The organism is Micromonospora sp. I033, assembly GCF_053890995.1.
In genome coordinates this window covers 1-18,126 of the sequence record NZ_JBSSLX010000040.1, presented here as the reverse complement: position 1 = coordinate 18,126, position 18,126 = coordinate 1, and the positions used below count along the sequence as shown (strand labels likewise).

The following is an 18,126-nucleotide window of genomic DNA, read 5'->3' as shown; positions in this document are numbered from 1 at the left end:
GACGAGCGACGCGCCCAACCGGGTCAGGCGAGCAGGACCGCGAGCCAGGCCCCGGCGAGGAGCGCCGGGCCGAACGGGAGCGGCGTGTCCCGGCGGACCCGGCGGGCGGCGAGCAGGACGAGGACGACCACTCCGTGCAGCAGGTGCGGGAGGAGCAGGCCGAGGCCCAGGGTCGGCCAGCCGAGCCAGCCGAGCGGCAGGCCGAGCGCGGCGGCGAGCTTGACGTCGCCGAAGCCGAGCCGTGAGCGGGGGAGCAGCGCGAGCAGCACGTACCCGGCGAAGGAGACGGCCGCGCCGGCCAGGGCGGCCAGCAGCCGGCCCGGGGCGCCGCTGACCAGCGCCGCCCCGACCAGGCCGAGCCCGCCCGCGACCGCCGTGGCGACCACCAGCCGGTCGGGAAGTCGCAGGCAGTCGAGGTCTACCAGGGCGAGCGCCAGCCCGACCGCCGCCATCGCCAGGAGCGCCGGCAACGCCGGCTCACCGCCGCGCGTGGCAGCGAGGCCGCCGAACACCGTCGCCCCGGCCAGCGTCGGCCCGGCGGACCGGCCAGCGGGATCGTGGGGCACGCCGGACCGGGTGGCCGGGAGCCGTGGGCGGACGGAGCGCCGGGCGAGCGGAACGGCGGCCCTGCCGGCCAGCGCGCCCAGGAGCGCGACACCCGCCACCAGCCCGGCCGACACGGGCCGGGACGTTACCGGCGGGCCGGCTCCAGGGCCGCCCCGTCCACCGGTCGTGGCGCGGACCGGCGCGGACGCTCGGTGCTCACCACCACCGCGACCCCGGCCACGAGCACCGCGCCGCCGAGCAGCACCTGCGCGGTCACCGGCTCGGCGACGAGCAGCGCGCCGAGCGCCACCGCGACCGCCGGGTTCACGTACGCGTAGGTCGAGACCAGGGAGATCGGGGCGTGGGCCAGCAGCCAGACGTACGCGGTGAAGGCGACCAGCGAGCCGGCCACCATGAGGTAGGCCAGCGCCACCCAGGAGCGGCCGGTCACCTCGGCGGGGGAGAAGCCGTGCAGCTCGCCCCGTACGGTGGCGATCAGGGCGAGCGCCGCCGCGCCGGCGACCATCTCGTAGACCGTGGCCACGAACGGGTCGTCCGGCATCCGGATCCGGTTGGAGAGGTACGAGCCGACCGACCAGCTGACCGCCCCCGCGACGACCGTCAGCGCACCGGCCAGCGGCACGCTCCCCGACCCGCCGTTTGGCAGGACGAGCAGCACCAGGCCGACGAAGCCGAGGGCCACCCCGGCGAAGGTCCACGGTCGGGGCCGGTCGCCGCCGGCCGTCCGCAGCAGCACCACCAGGAGCGGGACGGTCGCCACCAGCAGCGCGGCGATGCCGGAGGGCAGGGCGGTGCCCTCCGGGCCGGACTCGGCGAGCACCACGAGGCCGTTGCCACCGGCCAGCAGCAGCACCCCGACGAGCGCGGCCGAGCCGAGCTGCCGGCGGTCGACGCGGAGCGCGCCCGGCCCGCGGCGCAGCCGGAGCACCACGGCGAGCACCGCCGCGGCGGCGGCGAACCGCATCGCGGCGGAGGTGAGCGGTGGCAGGGACTCGACCGCGACCCGGATGCCCAGGTAGGTCGAGCCCCAGAGCACGTAGACCAGGACCAGCGCGGTCCAGATCAGGGCGGAACGGGCCGGGGCGGCGGCGTGGTCGACGGCGGGCGTCGCACTTGTGGGGCGTGAGCTCATCGGTGGACCACGCTACGGTTGCCACGGCGTCGGCGTCCCCTGTTGGTGGCCGGCCTCTCAGCACTGGCGTACGCAGGAGGGCGTTCATGTCGAACTTCGGACCACCGGGCGGCTCCCCCGACCCGTGGGGTGGACGGCGCCCCGACGACGGCTACGCCCCGCCGGCCGATCCGCGCTACGACCCCGGCTACGGCGGGCAGCCGGGCGGCTGGGGCGAGCCACCGGCCCCGCGCTACGACCAGCCGACCCCGCACTACGAGCCGCCGGCCCAGCGCTACGACCAGCCGACCCAGGGCTACGAGCCGAGGCCCGCCTGGGACGCCGGCGCGCCGCCCGCCACCCCGCCCTACCAGGGCTACCCGGCCGATCCCGGCTACGGCGCCCAGCCGCCGTACGCCGAGCCGACGCCACCGAAGCGCGGCAGGGGGCCGCTGCTCGTGGTCGTCGTCGTGCTGGCGGTGCTGCTGCTCGGCGGCGCGGGGGCCTACTGGATGCTCGGCCGGGACGACGCGGACCAGGGCGGGACGGCGTCCTCCTCGGCGCCGGCCGCCGGCCCGACCGGCGCGGCGAGCGAGCCGGCCGAGGCGCCCACCACCCCGCCGGCCCCGGCCTCCTCGACCGACCCGCGCTTCGTCAAGGCGGGGCAGTGCGTCGCCAACGAGGGCGGCTCGGCCCAGCCGAAGCTGGTGATCACCGAGTGCGGCGCGAAGACCTACCAGGTGCTGCGCCGCATCGACGGGTCGACCAGCGGCAAGAAGGACGCCGAGTCGAAGTGCGCCAAGGTGGCGGGCTACACCGACTGGTACTTCTTCGACAGCCAGCTCAACGACCTCGACTTCGTGCTCTGCCTCAAGCGGCGGTAGGCCACCGTAGGCAAAACTAGGGCTGTCTAGCGTCCAGGCTAGACAGCCTTAGTTTTGTCTCGACGGACCCGACACGCGGTAGTCGCATCTACACATGTCTAGCCTCGCCGCTAGACGGCCCGATACTGTGCGATTCGTGGATCCGGTCCGCAACCCGTACGCACCGGGCGCCGGCCAGCGCCCGCCCGAACTCGCCGGGCGGGGGCGGGAGCTGGACGTCTTCGACGTGGTGCTGGAGCGGATCGCCCGCGGCCGGCCGGAGCGCAGCCTCATGCTCACCGGGCTGCGCGGCGTCGGCAAGACCGTCCTGCTCAACACCCTGCGCTCGCAGGCCATCAACCACCTGTGGGGCACCGGCAAGATCGAGGCCCGGCCGGACCAGTCGCTGCGCCGGCCGGTCGCCGCCGCCCTGCACATGGCGGTCCGCGAACTGGCCCCCCGGCACCGCGCCCCCGACCGGATCGACGCCTTCCTCGGGGTGCTCAAGGCGTTCGCCCAGCGTGCCGCGCCGGCCGGGCGCGGCGGGGCCGCCCCGAAGCTGCGCGACCGCTGGCAGCCCGGCATCGACGTGCCGGCCAGCAGCGGCCGGGCCGACTCCGGCGACATCGAGATCGACCTGGTCGAGCTGCTCACCGACGCCGCCGCGGTGGCCACCGACGTGGGCACCGGCATCGCCGTCTTCATCGACGAGATGCAGGACCTCGGCGCGGAGGACGTCTCCGCGCTCTGCGCCGCCTGCCACGAGCTGTCCCAGCTCGGCGCGCCGCTGATCGTGGTGGGCGCCGGGCTGCCGCACCTGCCGGCCGTGCTGAGCGCCGCGAAGTCCTACTCCGAGCGGCTCTTCCGCTACCAGCGGATCGACCGGCTGGACCGGATCGCCGCCGACCAGGCGCTCTGCGCGCCGGCCGAACGGGAGGAGGTCGAGTACGAGCAGAAGGCCCTCGACCTGCTCTACGAGAAGTCCGGCGGCTACCCGTACTTCGTCCAGGCGTACGGGAAGGCCACCTGGGACCACGCCCCCCGCTCGCCGATCACCGCTGCGGACGTCCGGGTCGCCGCACCCGAGGCGGAGGCGGAGCTGGCGGTCGGCTTCTTCGGCTCACGGTTCGAGCGGGCCACCCCGGCGGAGCGCGAGTACATGCGCGCCATGGCGACGCTCGCGCTGGTGGACGGGGAGGAGAGCGGCCGCGACGACATGGACGCCGCGGTGCCCACCGCGGAGATCGCCCGGGCGCTCGGTCGCAAGCCGGCCAGCCTCTCCCCGGCCCGGGACGCCCTGATCAAGAAGGGCCTCATCTACTCCGGCGAGCGGGGGACGGTCGCCTTCACCGTCCCGCACTTCGGCCGCTACCTGCGCACCCAGCCCGCCTGACCGCCGGTCACACCGTCGACCAGGGCGGCGGGAAGACCACCTCGCCGGCCGGGGGCGGCGGCTCGTCGGTGGTCGACGGCGGCAGCACCAGCGCCTGCCACGGCTCCCCCAGCCCGGACCACGGGCTGGTCAACCCCAGCCGGTCGGCCCGGCCGAACCCGAACCGGCGGTAGTACGCCGGGTCGCCCAGCACCACCACCAGCCGCTCGCCCAGCTCGGTCGCGGCGTCGAGGGCGGCCTGCACCACCGCAGCACCGTGCCCGATCCGCTGCCGGTGCGGGGCGACCGCCACCGGGCCGAGCGCCAGGGCCGGCCAGGTGCCGCCGTCGGTGTGCACCTGCACCCGGGTGAGCAGCGCGTAGCCCACCACCTCACCGCCGTACTCGGCGACCATCGCCAGCTCCGGGATCCAGGCGTCGCTGCGCCGCAGTTCCTCGACCAGCCCCACCTCGGGCGGGGTGGCCACGTCGGGGCGGGCGAACGCGGCCGCCAGCACCCGGGCGACCGGCGCCTCGTCCGCCGGGTCCTCGGGTCGGAGTCGCAGCGTCGTCACCCGCGCGACCTTACCGTCCCGAGCCCGTCCATCCGCGACGGTCGCTGAAATCGGTGACCGTCGGACGTCCACGTCGGCCGATCCCTTTCGGGTGTTGCAGGGGTGGCGAGGGCCGCGACGGGGTATGACTGAGCCATGAAGCCCGTGCGCTCCCTCGCCCGCGTCATGTTGAGCGGCATCTTCGTGGTCAGTGGCGCCCGCAACCTGCGGAACCCGGGACGGCTGGTCCAGGCCGCGCAGCCGGTCACCGACAAGGTCGCGCCGCTGATCCAGAACCTGCACCCCCGCATCCCCACCGACACCGCGACGCTGGTCCGGGCCAACTCGGCCACCCAGCTGATCGGCGGGCTGATGCTGGCGACCGGCAAGTTCACCCGGCCGGCCGCCCTCGTCCTCGCGGCCAGCCTGGTGCCGACCACCGCCGCCGGCCATCCCTTCTGGAACAACGACGACCCGGCGGCGCGGAACAACAACCAGATCCACTTCCTGAAGAACCTCGGGCTCTTCGGCGGTCTCCTCCTCGCCGCCGCCGACACCGAGGGCAAGCCGGGGTTGCGCTGGCGCACCGGCCACCGGATCAACCACTCGCGCCGCTCGGTGCAGCGCGCGGTCCGGACCGCCCGCCGCGAGGCGAAGATCGCCGTACGCTCGGCGGCCACCGCCCGCCGAATCCCCGGCTGACCTGCATCAATACGGCCACCACCCCCCGCAAGGCCACCAATCACCTGAACCGTCCGAGACCCGTTAACGCGGTGGAAATGTCAAAAACACGTGTGGGATCGGACACGGTCGCATAACGCGGGAGGCAGCAACGTGAGGCGCCGTTCTAGGCTCCGTGCTGGACCTGGACGGGCAGGACGACCTTGGTACGGGGGTGGCCACGCCATGCCGACGACAGTCGGTAGACGGACGGACCGCCTCGCACCCATCCACCGCGTGACGCGGGGGATCGATCGCAGGACAGTCGTACGGACCGGCATCGTGGCCGCCGTCACCTACGCCGCGTGGCTCGCCATCGGCGCCTTCGGCCGGCCGTACAACTTCTTCGACATGAAGATCTACCACGGTGCCGTGGTGTGGTGGGCGAGCGGCAACGAGCTGTACGACTTCATCGCTCCCTCGACCACCCTGGGCTTCACCTACCCGCCCTTCGCCGCCCTGGCCATGCTGCCGATGTCCTGGCTGCCGGTCGATGCCGCCGGCGGGCTCAACGCCCTGGCCAGCATCGCCGCGCTCGCCGTCGTGCTGGCCGCGCTGCTGCGCCCGATCGTCGACCGGCTGGGCTGGTCGCTCTGGTTCACCGTCGGCATCGCCACCCCGCTGGCCGTGGCCGTCGAGCCGTCCCGGGAGACCCTCGGCTACGGCCAGGTCAACCTGCTGCTCTTCGCGCTGATCATGGCGGACCTGGTCGGGCTGCGCTGGCGGGCGCGGCGCGGCACCCACCACGACACCGCGGACTCGGCGCTGGCCCGGTTCTTCTACAGCGGCACCTGGGCGGGGGTCGGCATCGGGTTGGCCACCGCGGTCAAGCTCACCCCGGCGCTGTTCGTGGGTTATCTGCTGATCACCCGGCAGTGGCGGGCCGCGCTGACCGCGGTCGGCACCGCCATCGGCGTGACCATCGCGACGTTCGGCCTGGTCGGCGCCGAGTCACGGACCTACTTCACCGCCGTGCTCTGGCAGACCGAGCGGGTCGGTGCGGCCGACATGACCGCCAACCAGTCGCTCGCCGGCCTGCTGGCCCGCCTCTACGACTCGATCGAGACGCCCGGCCTGCTCTGGCTGGCCTTCTCGGTGCTGATGCTGGCGCTGGGGCTGTCCCGGGCGGTCAGTGCCCGCGCCGACGGCGACGAGCTGACCGCGTTCACCCTGGTCGGGCTCACCGCCAACGTGATCAGCCCGATCTCCTGGTCACACCACCTGGTCTGGGTCATCCCGGCGATCATCGTGCTGGCCGACGCCGCGGTGCGCCGCCGCGAGGCGAGCCGCGGCCTGCTGCCCCGGGTCACCGGAGCGCCTCCGGCCACCGGGGTGCCGGCACTGCGCCCGCCGATCTGGTATCCGACCCTGACCGGCCTCCGGCACGGGGTCGGCGCGCTCGGGCTCTACCTGCTCTTTGTCATCTCGCCGATCTGGCCGTACGAGCACCAGCTTCCCGAGGTGTCCCACTACCAGGACGGCCTGTTCGGCGCGCTGATGGAGAACTCCCTGGCGATCGCCCTGATCGTGCTGGTCGCGGCGCTGCCGTGGCGCCCCGGTGCCGAGCCGGCGTTCTACCACGACCGGCTCGCCCGGACGGCCCAGCTCGCCGGCCGCCGCTGACGACTCAGGGGCAGTTCACCCACTCCTCGGTGCCGTCGGCGAACACCTGCCGCTTCCAGATCGGCAGCCGCGCCTTCACCTCGTCGACCAGCCGCGCGCAGGCCGTGAAGGCCGCCGCCCGGTGCGCGGTGCTGACCGCCGCCACCAGGGCCACGTCGCCGATCTCCAGCGGGCCGATCCGGTGCGACACGGCCACCGCGTACACCTCGGGCTCCGCGGCGATCTCGGCCGCCACCTCGCGCAGCACGGCCTCGGCGGTCGGGTGGCCCTCGTACTCCAGCAGGGTGACCTGGCGGCCGTGGTCGTGGTCGCGGACCACCCCCTGGAACGAGACCACCGCGCCGGCCCGGCGGTCGGCGACCGCCGCCTCGTGCGCGGCCAGGTCCAGCGGCCGGTCGGTCACCGCGCCGAGGACCACGCCGGCCGCGCTCCCCGCGCTCACCATGCCCGCTCCCCTGCGGTCAGCGGCAGCGGTACGACCGGCACCCGGTCGCCCGCCGCGCCGTTCGTGCCCGGCCGGATCACCGCGAAGCCGTCCGCGCCGGCCAGGCCGCGCAGCATCGCCGAGCCGACGTGGCGGACCGGGTGCGCGGTGCCGGCGACCCGGTCCCACCGCACCAGGGCGAGATGGGTGTAATCGCCGCGCCCGGGGACCGGCTCGGCCAGGGTGACCTGCGGCAGCACCGGCACGGGCCGGCCCTGGAGGCCGGCGAGCAGCGGCGCGACCAGCGAGACCAGCGCGACGACGGCGGACTGCGGGTTGCCCGGCAGGCCGGCCACGAAGCGCACCCGGCCGTCGCCGTCGACCAGGCGGGCCAGCAGCATGGGGAAGCCCGGCCGGACCGCCACGGTGTTGACCACGTAGTCGGCCCCGAGCGCCTCCAGCGTCGGGTGCAGGTGGTCCACCGGACCGTGCATGGTGCCGCCGGTGGTGCAGACCAGGTCGGCGTCGGCGAGCGCGGCGCGCAGCGCGGCCACGTGGGCGGGGAGGGTGTCGGCCACCGGGCCGACCACGTCGGTGGGGCGCACCTGGCAGCCGTACCGGCGCAGCCAGGCGGGCACCGCCGGGCCGAGCGCGTCCCGGACCTGGCCGGCCCCGGGCGGGCCCGAGGTCAGCAGTTCGTCCCCGAAGACCAGCAGCGCGGCCCGGGGCCGGCGGCGGACCCGCAGGGTGTCGTGCCCGCAGGAGGCGGCCAGGCCGATCACCGCCGGGTCGACCGGCGTGCCGGCGGGCAGCAGCTCCTCCCCGGCGTACGCCTCCTCGCCCGGCTCCCGCCACTCCGGCGCCGGCCGGGGCGTGCCGGCCACCCGGCCGTCGGCGGTCCGGGTCGACTCCTCGATCCGCAGGATCGCGGTCGCACCGGCCGGGACCATCGCGCCGGTGGCGATCTCCACCGTGCTGCCGTCGGCCTCCAGCGGGGGCGGGGTGTGCCCCGCGAGCACCCGCCCCACCACCTGCCACGGGCCGTCCCCGCGCACCGCCCAGCCGTCCACGCTGGAGGTCGGGAACGCGGGCAGGTCGGTCCGCGGTGTCAGCGGCTCGGCCAGGGTGTGCCCGTCGGCGTCGGCGAGCGGCCGGCTCACCGGGGGGAGCGCGGCGGCGAGACCCACCGCGTACACCCGGGAGCGGGCCTCCTCCCAGCCGGCCGGCGGCGGCGCGGCGACCCCGGCCGCGGCGGCTGCGGTTTCCGTGCTCATCGGCCGAGCCTATCCCCGGCCCGGCGGACGGCGCTGTGCGGCGTGCGGCCGGCCGTCATTCGGTCCGGAGAGCGCCGACGACCGCGAACCGCGGCGAGCCGGAGTTGCCCGGCGCGTCGTCAGTGGTCGCCGCCACGGAGCTGGTCGACGGTGTGCCGCAGGATCGGCCCGAGCACGGCCAGCCCGTCCTTCGCCCCGCCCCGCGACCCGGGCAGGTTCACCACCAGCATCCGGCCGGCCACCCCGGCCAGCCCGCGGGACAGCGCGGCCGTCGGCACGGCGTCGCGGCTGTGCGCCCGGATCGCCTCGGCGATGCCGGGGACCTCGTAGTCGAGCAGCGGGCGGGTCACCTCGGGAGTGCGGTCGGTCGGGGTGACGCCCGTGCCGCCGCTGGTCAGCACCACGTCGACGCCCTCGTCGCGGGCCGCCCGCAGCGCCGCGCCGACCGGCTCGCCGTCGGGCACCACCACCGGTTCGTCGACCTCGCAGCCCAGCTCCCGCAGGCCGGCGACGAGGAGGGGGCCGCTGGTGTCCGCGTAGACCCCGGCGGCGGCCCGGTTGGAGGCGACGATCACCCGGGCCCGGATCACGGCCGGTCCTCCGGCCGGACCCACTCGCCGGTCTTGCCACCCTCCTTGCGCAGCACCCGGACCGCGTCCACCGAGGCCGCCGGGTCGACCGCCTTGACCATGTCGACCAGGGCCAGCCCGGCGACGGCCACCGCCGTGAGCGCCTCCATCTCGACGCCCGTCCGGTCGGCGGTCCGCGCCGTGGCGGTGATCTCGACGGTGTCGTCGGTCAGGCGCAGGTCGACGGTGACGCCGTGCAGGGCGATCGGGTGGCAGAGCGGGATCAGGTCGGGAGTGCGCTTGGCCCCCATGATCCCGGCGAGCCGGCCGACCGCCAGCGCGTCTCCCTTGGGCAGGCCGTCGCGGCGCAGCAGCTCGACCACCTCGGCGGTGGTGCGGAGCCGGCCGGCGGCGACCGCGAGCCGGCCGGAGACCGGCTTGGCGGAGACGTCGACCATCCGGGCCGCGCCGGCCGGGTCGACGTGGGTGAGCTGCGCGGGTTCGGTCACGGCCGCGAGCCTATCCGGCGGGTACGACCGGGCGCGCGCTTCGGGCCGTCGGCGGGGAGGAGCGCCGTGGTGGTGCCGATCAACGACCCGGCACTCCTCCCTCACCTGCCCACCATCGTTTCGCTGGGGGGGAATCCGACGGTGGGGGCCTCGTCGACCGGGTCCCCCGTGATGTGGACCGCCCCCGTTGGCCGACATGGGCGCGACACTAACGGGGGAGGCGATAAGAAATCGATAAGCCGGTTCACGCCGGGTCCGGCGCCCCTCCGGTGAGGCGGCGTTCCACCTCCACCCGCTCGGGCGCGCCGATCCGACGGAAGATGGCCAGGGCCCGCAGCCGGTACCGCAGCGCCTCGTCCCGCTCGTCGTCGCCGAGGTGGTCGGCCAGGGCGGCCAGGGCGCGACCCTGCTCGTACGGGTGGGCGATGCGGGTGGCGAGCGCGAGGGCGCGCCGATGCGAAGCGACCGCCGCCTCGCCGCGTCCCGACTCGGCCAGCGTCCGGCCGAGATCGTTCAGGACGGCGGCCTGCACGTGGCGCTCCCCGGAGTCCCGGGAGAGGTCGAGGGCCACCTCGTGCTGCTCCCGCGCCGCGTCGAGACGACCCAGGTGCCGGTACGCGATACCCAGGTCGTTGCGCGCCTCCGCCTCACCGAACCGGTGCCCGGTGCGGTCCCGGAGCCGGAGGGACGCCGTGACGAGCCGGACGGCCTTGTCGTGGTGACCGAGCCGGTTCTCCACCGAGGCGATGTGACCGAGGGCGTTCGAGATGTGGTAGTCGCTGCCTTGGCACCGTGCCAGGAACAGGTGCTGGCGGTGGGCCGCGAGCGCTTCCGCGTACCGGCCCAGCGTGGTCAGGGCGTAGCCGAGGTTCGGCAGTGACGGGACGGGGTCGACGCCGCTCTCCGGCCCCTCCCGGAGGAGCTGCCGGCCGAGGCTGACCGACCGCTCGGGGTCGCCGGTCAGCCAGTGAACGACCACGAGGTTCGCCCGGTACCGGTGTTCGTTGCCGCGGTCACCGAGGTCGCGGGAGATGGACACCGCCGCCTCCAGGTGTCGCAGCGAGTCGAGGTAGCTGCCGGTGCGCGTGTAGGCGGAGGCCAGGTAGTTGTGCATGACGGCCTGCGCGGCCCGGTCGCCGCTCCGCTCCGCGGCGGACAGCCCGGCACGATGGGTGATCAGGATGTCGTCGAAGTACCCGCGGATGTAGCAGAACCGCCACATGGCGCGGGCCAGTCGCCACCCGTACCCGGGCAGCGCCACCCGCTCGGCGAAGCGGACCAGGGCCACGAGGTCGGACCGTTCCCGCTCCAGCCACTCGACGTCCGGCGGCTCGGATTGATCCAGCAGGTCGGGGCGGCGCGGGGGGTCCAGGCGGAGGTGGAGGCGCAGGGCCAGCGTCTCCAGCGACTGCGCGCGACCGGCCACCTCGTGCAGCACGTGGTCGAGGAGTCGCGCGGCCGCCTCGTCCCGGTCCCGGCGCTCGGCCGGCGCGCGGGACAGCTCGGCCGAGTACTGGCGCATCAGATCGTGCAGCCGGTAGCGCCCCGGCGCCACCTCCTCGATCAGGTGCTGGTCGAGGAGGTCGTCCAGCATCCACTCGGCGTTGTCCAGCGGCAGGTCCGCGAGGGCGGCCGCCATCGGCGCGTCGAACCGGTCCCCGGGGTGGACGCTGACCAGGCGGAACAGTCGCTTGACCGGCTCGGCCAGCGGCTCGTACGAGGCGGTGAAGGCGCTGGCGACGGTCTGCTGCTCGACCGCGAGCTGCCGGAGCGCCGTGCCCCCGACGGCCAGCCGGTCGGCCAGGTCGGCGACCCGCCAGGCGGACCGGTGCGCGAGGCGCCCGCCGGCCAGCCGGATGGCCAACGGCAGGTGACCGCAGCGCCGGACCACCTCGGCCGCCGCCTCCGGCTCCTTCCCGATCCGCTCCTCCCCGGCGGTGCGGGCCAGCAGCTGGACCGCCTCGGCGGGGGTAAGCGCCGGGAGCGGCACGGACGGGCCGAGGTCCCCGGTCGACAGCCGCCGCCGGCTGGTCACCAGCACGACCGATCCGGCGGCGGCGGGCAGAAGCGGTCGTACCTGGTCCCCACCGGCCGCGTTGTCCAGCACGATGACGGCGCGACGACCCCGCAGCTCGCGCTGCCACAGTTCGGCCCGCGAGTCGTGCTCGGTCGGGATCCGGCCGGCCGGCACCCCGAGCTGTCGCAGCAACGCGGTCAGCGCGTCCGCCGGATCGACCGGGACGCCTTCGGCGTGCCCGCGCAGGTCGATGAAGAGCTGCGCGTCGGGGTGCCGGCCGGCGAGCCGGTACGCCAGGTGGACGGCGAAGGCCGTCTTGCCGCTGCCCGCCATCCCGTCGATCACCCGGACCGGTGAGGTGTGCCCGCCGGCGGCCGCGATCTCGGTCATCAGGCGCTCGGTGAGTTCCCGCCGCCCGACGAAGTCGCTGACCATCCGGGGCAGGTGGTTGCCGGAGGCCTGGTTCGCCGCCGTCGGTCCGGCCGGCGAGGCGGCACCGTCGTGGTCGGCCGGCGGCGCCGGCGACCCGGTGCCGATCGGCTCCCCGTCGAGCAGGGCCTGGTGGAGCGTGCGCAGCTCGACGCCCGGCTCGATGCCGAGCTGGTCGGCGAGCACGGCTTCCGCCCGGCGGATCGTGGCGAGCGCCCCGGCGGGATCGCCGTCCTCGTAACGGGCGCGGGCGAGCAGGGCGTGCGCCTGCTCCCGGTAGGGATGGGTCGCCACGTGGTCGGTGAGGTGGGCGATCGCGGACCTCGTCCGGCCGAGCCGGAGTTCCAGCCTGGCCCGGAGCTCGACCGCCGACAGCCGCTGCTCGTCCACGGCCGCGCGACGTGCGGCGAGGACCGGACCCACCGGCAACCCGGCCACCAGCGGCCCTCGCCACAGGCGTTCGGCCTGGGCGAGCAGCGCGTCGGCGCCGGCGACGGCACCACGAGACCAGGCGGTCGCGGCGGCGTCGACCAGGTGCTCGAACCGGGGTACGTCCACCTGCTCGTCGGTCAGGTCGAACCGGTAACCGCCGGAGACCCGGACGATGGTCGGACCGCCGTGTCGCTCGAAGGCCCGCCGCAGATTGCCGGCGTACGTCCGCACGTTGGCCACCGCGGAACGGGGCGGCAGTTCCGGCCACAGCTCGTCGACGAGGGAATCGATCGTGACGACACGTCCACCGTGCAGGGCGAGCATCGCCAGCACGACCTGCTGTTTCGGCGTGCCCAGCGGCAGCCGGGCCGACCCCCTCCACGCCTCGGGCGCCCCCAGGAGCCGAACCTCCGCCAAATCCTTCCCCCGCCGCGGTGCCGAATTCAAATAACCACTGCATTCCCTGTCAATATATGCGTAACGCATCCTAAGGGAAGATAGTGCGCGATCCACCGCACGACTTGAAAAGATATCAGAGAGCGACGACATTTTTCCGGTCCGTCGACCTGCGGCGTGTGATGCGACCCAGTGCCCAAAGGACTAGAGACATCGCGCACGACGGGACTCGATAATCCCATTGGAGCCTCGCCCCGAATATGCGTTCAGTCTTCAGGCAAAGACAGCCAGTGACAAGAGGCGGCGGCATTAGCGCATTATGCGCATATGGACATCTAATGTTACTAACTCAGCCGAAACGCCATAAGCTGTCCTGCGTCGGTGGGGGTCGACGACGACGGCTCCGCAGGATCGAGCGAAGGGCTGGGCAGATGCGCGGCAACGACTGGATGTGAGCGACCTTCCCGGGCGCCTGAGCGGGCCGTACAGTACGGGTGCACGCACCGCTACGGGATGAGCGCGGTGGAGGCCATGACGTGACTCGCGCCCTTGCACGCGACACTGGGACCGATCGGCGGCTGTTGCTGCTAGTCGGTCTCGTCGTGTTTACCGCCGGGGTCTCGGCGCTGGTCAGCCTCCGCCTGATTGACAGCCAGGGCCTGGTGACCCAGACAAACGTCACGCGGGCCGTCACACTCACGTTCCTCGTCGCGGTCGCCGCGACCGTGAATGTGCGCATCCGTATCCGGGCCACCACCCACGGCATTTCCTGGACCGACGCCGCGTCGGTCGTCGGGCTGGCGGTCGCGCCGGTGCCCTGGGTGATCATCGCGACCGGGCTGGGCGTCGCGATCGCCCGCACGATCAACCGGCTGCCCCCCATCAAGCTGGCCTTCGGCATCGCCAAGGAGATGACGCTCGCCGCCGCGGGCGGGCTGGTCCTGGTCGCCGCCGGCTGGACCTGGCCGTGGTCCGGATCGATCGGCCGTTCCCTGCCCGCCCTGGTGCTGGCCTACCTGACCGTCGTGGTGCTGGACGAGCTGCTCATGTTCCCGGTCCTCGCGTTCGCCACCGGGACCCCGATCCTCAACCGCTTCCGGCAGCAGTTCGACCTCCGGCTGGCGAGCGTGCTCGCCCGCTTCTCCGTGGTCCTGTCCACCCTGCTCATCCTCCGGCTCAACCCGACCTTCCTGGTGGTCGTGCCGCCCCTCGTCCTCAGCCTGCACCTGGCCAACTCCAGCCGGGTGCGCAGCCGGGCCGAGCGGGAGGCCTGGCAGCGCCTGGCCCGCACCACCGACGCGTTGAACGTGGTCGACCTCGACCAGGTGCTCACCACGGCGGTCACCCAGGCCACCGAGCTCTTCTCCGCCGACGAGGTCGACATCGAGCTGCGCGAGGAGGGGCGGTTGGTCCGGGGGGCCGGCGGCGCCATCACCTTCCTCGGCTCGGCCGGCACGCCCAGCACGATCGAGGGCTCGGTGCTCACCACCCGCCTCGAAGGGCACGACCAGACCGCCGACATCGGTGTGCTGCGGCTGCGGTTCGCCGGGCCGGTCGAGCTGTCCGAGCGGGAGCAGTACACCCTGCGCACCTTCGCCTCCGCGCTCTGCACCGCGGTCCGCAACGCCCAGGCGTACGCCGAGCTGGCCCGGATCGCCGACGAGCACGCGTACGCCGCGACCCACGACGCGCTCACCGGGCTCTCCAACCGGCGGCACCTGCTCGACGAGGGCACCGAGCAGCTCACCAACCGGCACGCCGACGGCGTCACGGCCCTGGTGCTGATCGACCTCAACCACTTCAAGGAGGTCAACGACACCCTCGGGCACGGCGCCGGCGACCGGGTGCTGACCCAGGTCGCCGACCGGCTGCGCGGCGCGGCCCGCCCGGACGACCTGGTGGCCCGGCTCGGCGGCGACGAGTTCGCCGTCCTGCTGCGCGGCCTGCCCGCCCCGGCGGTGGCCGCGCACCGGGCCGACGCGCTGCTGGCCGCGCTGCACGAGCCGCTCGACCTGGACGGCATGCGGATCAGCGTGGAGGCCAGCGGCGGCATCGCGGTCGCCCCGGCCAGCGGCGGGATGCCCGAGCTGCTGCGCCGCGCCGACGTGGCGATGTACCAGGCCAAGCGGGCCGGCCAGCGGATCGCCACGTACGCCCCCACCCGCGACACCGCCGACCTGGGCCGGCTCACCCTCGGCGGCGAACTGCCCCGGGCGGTCGCCGACCACGAGTTCACCGTCAACTTCCAGCCGATCGTCGACCTGGGCAGCGGCGAGGTGATCGGCGCCGAGGCGCTGGCCCGCTGGCACCACCCGACGCACGGCATGATCGACCCGCTGCGCTTCCTGGAGGCGGTCGAGCGCTCCGGGCTGCTGCCGGCGTTCGCGGAGGCGATCCTCGACCAGGCGCTGATCGCCGCCGGCTCCTGGCGGGACGCCGGCTTCGACCTGCCGGTCTCGGTGAACGTGTCGCCGCGCAGCCTCCTCGACGCCCGCTTCCCCGGGGCGGTGCTGGCCCGGCTCCGGGCGCACGACCTGCCACCCGACCGGCTGGTGCTGGAGCTGACCGAGACCCTGACGCTCAGCCAGCTCGACGTGGTCGACCGGGTGCTCAGCCGGCTGCGCGACTCCGGCGTACGGCTGGCCCTGGACGACTTCGGCACCGGCTACTCCTCGCTCTCGCTGCTCTCCCGGATCCCCGTGCACGAGCTGAAGATCGACCGGAGCTTCGTCACCGCGATGGAGAGCGCCGCCGAGGCCGCCGCGGTCATCCGCTCCACCCTGGATTTGGGACGCAGCCTCGACCTGACCGTGGTGGCCGAGGGTGTGGAGAGCGAGCCGCAGCGGCGGGCGCTCTGGGAGCTGGGCTGTGCCGCCGGGCAGGGCCACCTGTTCGCCCGGCCGCTGCCGGCCGGCACGCTGCTCGCCGCCCTCCAGCGGGGAGCCGGCGGCCGCCCGGGCGCCCTCGCGCCGGCGCTGCACGACGCGGGCGCGGTGATCCGGCTGCCCGGCCGCCGCACCGGCGGCGGCCGCAACCGCACCGCCACCCCGGCTCCCTGACCACGGCCACCCCCCAAGATCCGCAGGTCGGGACGCGGCGGATGTCTGCCAGACTGGCCGGCGTGACCGCCGACGCCGACCGGACCGCCCCCGCCCTCCGCCGCTGGCAGGCGGTCGACACCGCCGCCGGCGGCCTCGCCCTCGACCTGGGCCTCTACGCCGTCTCCGCGGTGTTCGCCGCGGTCACCGCCGCCACCTCCACGCTGCTGCCGCACCGCGCCTGGGGCGCGCTCGCGACCATCGGGTACGCGCTGGCGGCGCTCGCCGCGACCCTCCAGCTCCTGGCCCGGCGCCGGCAACCCGGCACCCCCCTCGCCGGCCTGCCGGCCCGCTGGGCGGTCACCGGCTTCGCCTGGGCCACCACCGCCCTCCTGCCGGTCGTCGCGCAGAGCGTCCAGCGCGCAAGTGGACGGACCGACCGGGCGCAGGAGGAGGTGATCGTGGTCGAGCACGCCGGCGCGCGGCTCGCCGAGCACGGCACCCCCTACCTCGGGCACGACGCCATCGCCGCCCTGCCCGCCGGCGAGCAACTGCTCGGCTACACCCCCTACCAGCCCGGGATGGCGCTGTTCGGGCTGCCCCGGGCCGCCGCCGACGCCTGGTGGACCGACGCGCGGGTCTGGTTCGCCCTGGTCACCGCGCTGGCGCTGGCCGCCGCGGTGCTCATCCTGCGCACCCCCGCCGGCCCCGCCGCACCCCGGCGGGACGCCGCCGTGCTGCGCGCCGTGCAGGCGGCCACCGTCCTGCCGATCTGCGCGCTCACCCTGGCCACCGGCGGCGACGACCTGCCCGTACTCGCGCTCTGCCTGCTCGCCCTCGCCCTCGCCGCCGCCGGCCGGCCCGGCCGCGCGGGCCTCGCGGTCGGCGCGGCCGGCGCGTTGAAGCTGTTCGCCTGGCCGGTGGCGATCGTGCTGGTCTGCTGGGCCGCCACCCGCCGGGCCGGCCTGCGCACCGCCCTGGGCGCCCTCGGCCTGCCCGTCCTCGCGCTGCTCCCGGTGCTGCTGGTCGACCGGGACGCCCTGGTGGAGAACGTGCTGCGCTTCCCGCTCGGGCACGGGCTGGTGACCAGCCCCGCCCAGTCGCCGTTCCCCGGCCACCTGATCGCCGACGCGCTGCCCGCCGGCCGGGTGGTCGCCGCCGCGCTGCTGGTCGTCGTCGGCGTGGCGATCGCCGTCCGGCTGCTGCGCCGCCCGCCACGCACCGCCGCCGCCACCGCCCTGATCTGCGGGTACGGGCTGCTCGCCGCGATCCTGCTGATGCCCTCCACCCGCTTCGGCTACCTGCTCTACCCGATCGCCCTGCTGGTCCCCGCACCCGCCCTGGCGCTCGCGGAGCACCGCCGCGAGGTCGCCCCGTGACCGGCTTTCCGGCAACTGCCCGGCGCGGCCCGGCCGGAGGGCGTAGACCTGAGGCATGACCACCTACCGCGACCGGGCCGAGGCGGGGCGCATGCTCGCCGACCGGCTCGGCGACCTCGCCGGACAGTCCGACGTCATCGTGCTCGGGCTGGTCCGCGGCGGCGTACCCGTCGCCCAGGTGATCGCCGAACGGCTCGGCGCGCCACTGGACGTGCTGGTCGTCCGCAAACTCGGCGTGCCGTACGCCCCCGAGGTGGCGTACGGCGCGCTCGGCCCCGGCGGCGTGCAGGTGCTCAACGACATGGTCGCCGACCGGATCGGCGCGGACGAGCGCGCCGAGGTCCGCCGGCGCGAACAGGCCGAACTCGACCGCCGCGAGCGGCTCTACCGGGCCGGCCGCCCCCAGCTCGACCTGACCGGGCGCACCGCCGTCATCGTCGACGACGGGCTGGCCACCGGCGCCACCGCCCGCGCCGCCGTGCAGGTGGCCCGGCACCTCGGCGCCGCCCGCGTGGTGGTGGCCGTCCCGGTCGGCTCCGACCAGGCGTACGAGATGCTCGCCGCCGAGGCCGACCAGGTCGTCTGCCCCCAGGTCCCACCCGACTTCGCCGCGGTCGGGGCGTACTACGACGACTTCCACGAGGTCTCCGACGACGAGGTGACGCAGGCGCTCACCGCCACCGCGTGAATCCACCGGGTACCTTCGGTGTCATGCAGCTCACTTGTCCCAAATGCCACGGAGAGATGCGCCAGTACGAGCGCAGCGGAGTAGTCATCGACCAGTGCGGCGAATGCCGCGGCATCTTCCTCGACCGCGGCGAGCTCGAGAAGCTGTTCGAGGCCGAGGCGA

The 18,126-nt window shown here is 74.8% G+C and carries 16 protein-coding genes; 8 read left to right on the top strand and 8 right to left on the bottom strand.

Annotation, left to right across the window (positions count from 1 at the left end):
* Nucleotides 1-23: 23 nt before the first annotated feature.
* The gene (locus tag ACW0Q9_RS09940; protein ID WP_456179844.1) at nt 24-680 is read right to left on the bottom strand and encodes a prepilin peptidase; all 657 of its coding nucleotides are present in this window, start codon (nt 678-680) and stop codon (nt 24-26) included.
* A gap of 11 nt (nt 681-691) precedes the next feature.
* On the bottom strand, nt 692-1,699 hold the full coding sequence (locus ACW0Q9_RS09935) for an EamA family transporter (RefSeq protein WP_456179842.1): 1,008 nt from the start codon (nt 1,697-1,699) through the stop codon (nt 692-694).
* A gap of 86 nt (nt 1,700-1,785) precedes the next feature.
* Between ACW0Q9_RS09935 and ACW0Q9_RS09930 the strand changes: the two genes are divergently transcribed.
* Both ACW0Q9_RS09930 and ACW0Q9_RS09925 read left to right on the top strand, forming a co-directional pair.
* The gene (locus ACW0Q9_RS09930; RefSeq protein WP_456179840.1) at nt 1,786-2,562 is read left to right on the top strand and encodes an LppU/SCO3897 family protein; all 777 of its coding nucleotides are present in this window, start codon (nt 1,786-1,788) and stop codon (nt 2,560-2,562) included.
* 136 nt (nt 2,563-2,698) lie between these two features.
* Nucleotides 2,699-3,934: an AAA family ATPase gene (locus ACW0Q9_RS09925; RefSeq protein WP_456179838.1), complete on the top strand. Its 1,236-nt coding sequence runs from the start codon at nt 2,699-2,701 to the stop codon at nt 3,932-3,934.
* A 7-nt stretch (nt 3,935-3,941) separates the two neighbouring features.
* Here the strand turns inward: ACW0Q9_RS09925 and ACW0Q9_RS09920 are convergent, their stop codons facing one another.
* The gene (locus tag ACW0Q9_RS09920) at nt 3,942-4,487 is read right to left on the bottom strand and encodes a GNAT family N-acetyltransferase (RefSeq protein WP_456179836.1); all 546 of its coding nucleotides are present in this window, start codon (nt 4,485-4,487) and stop codon (nt 3,942-3,944) included.
* Between the two features lie 135 nt (nt 4,488-4,622).
* Here ACW0Q9_RS09920 and ACW0Q9_RS09915 point away from each other — a divergent pair, with 135 nt between their 5' ends.
* Together ACW0Q9_RS09915 and ACW0Q9_RS09910 are read left to right on the top strand one after the other, a co-directional pair.
* On the top strand, nt 4,623-5,168 hold the full coding sequence (locus ACW0Q9_RS09915; protein ID WP_456179834.1) for a DoxX family protein: 546 nt from the start codon (nt 4,623-4,625) through the stop codon (nt 5,166-5,168).
* 204 nt (nt 5,169-5,372) lie between these two features.
* Nucleotides 5,373-6,809: a glycosyltransferase 87 family protein gene (locus tag ACW0Q9_RS09910; protein ID WP_456179832.1), complete on the top strand. Its 1,437-nt coding sequence runs from the start codon at nt 5,373-5,375 to the stop codon at nt 6,807-6,809.
* 4 nt (nt 6,810-6,813) lie between these two features.
* Here the strand turns inward: ACW0Q9_RS09910 and ACW0Q9_RS09905 are convergent, their stop codons facing one another.
* The 5 genes from ACW0Q9_RS09905 to ACW0Q9_RS09885 all read right to left on the bottom strand — a co-directional run bounded on the left by ACW0Q9_RS09905 (nt 6,814) and on the right by ACW0Q9_RS09885 (nt 12,880).
* The gene (locus ACW0Q9_RS09905; protein WP_456179830.1) at nt 6,814-7,254 is read right to left on the bottom strand and encodes a molybdenum cofactor biosynthesis protein MoaE; all 441 of its coding nucleotides are present in this window, start codon (nt 7,252-7,254) and stop codon (nt 6,814-6,816) included.
* Nucleotides 7,248-8,507, bottom strand: coding sequence for a molybdopterin molybdotransferase MoeA (locus ACW0Q9_RS09900; protein ID WP_456179828.1), 1,260 nt, complete (start codon nt 8,505-8,507; stop codon nt 7,248-7,250). The genes ACW0Q9_RS09905 and ACW0Q9_RS09900 overlap by 7 nt, the downstream gene beginning before the upstream one ends.
* Nucleotides 8,508-8,626: 119 nt before the next feature.
* The gene (locus tag ACW0Q9_RS09895; RefSeq protein ID WP_456179826.1) at nt 8,627-9,097 is read right to left on the bottom strand and encodes a MogA/MoaB family molybdenum cofactor biosynthesis protein; all 471 of its coding nucleotides are present in this window, start codon (nt 9,095-9,097) and stop codon (nt 8,627-8,629) included.
* Nucleotides 9,094-9,585 (bottom strand): cyclic pyranopterin monophosphate synthase MoaC, encoded by a 492-nt coding sequence (gene moaC / locus ACW0Q9_RS09890; RefSeq protein WP_189197574.1) that lies wholly within the window; start codon nt 9,583-9,585, stop codon nt 9,094-9,096. Before moaC ends, ACW0Q9_RS09895 begins: the two co-directional genes overlap by 4 nt.
* Nucleotides 9,586-9,829: 244 nt before the next feature.
* Nucleotides 9,830-12,880, bottom strand: a complete 3,051-nt coding sequence (locus tag ACW0Q9_RS09885) for a BTAD domain-containing putative transcriptional regulator (RefSeq protein ID WP_456179824.1) — start codon at nt 12,878-12,880, stop codon at nt 9,830-9,832.
* 515 nt (nt 12,881-13,395) lie between these two features.
* Here ACW0Q9_RS09885 and ACW0Q9_RS09880 point away from each other — a divergent pair.
* The 4 genes from ACW0Q9_RS09880 to ACW0Q9_RS09865 all read left to right on the top strand — a co-directional run.
* A complete protein-coding gene (locus tag ACW0Q9_RS09880; RefSeq protein ID WP_456179822.1) occupies nt 13,396-15,918 on the top strand; it encodes a putative bifunctional diguanylate cyclase/phosphodiesterase in 2,523 nt (840 codons plus the stop codon).
* Nucleotides 15,919-15,959: 41 nt separating this feature from the next.
* A complete protein-coding gene (locus ACW0Q9_RS09875) occupies nt 15,960-17,276 on the top strand; it encodes a glycosyltransferase 87 family protein (RefSeq protein WP_456179820.1) in 1,317 nt (438 codons plus the stop codon).
* A gap of 55 nt (nt 17,277-17,331) precedes the next feature.
* Complete coding sequence (locus ACW0Q9_RS09870; RefSeq protein ID WP_456179818.1) at nt 17,332-17,964, top strand: phosphoribosyltransferase; 633 nt, start codon at nt 17,332-17,334, stop codon at nt 17,962-17,964.
* A gap of 23 nt (nt 17,965-17,987) precedes the next feature.
* Nucleotides 17,988-18,126, top strand: a 139-nt coding sequence (locus ACW0Q9_RS09865) for a TFIIB-type zinc ribbon-containing protein (RefSeq protein WP_456179879.1), incomplete at its 3' end; no start/stop codon positions are given.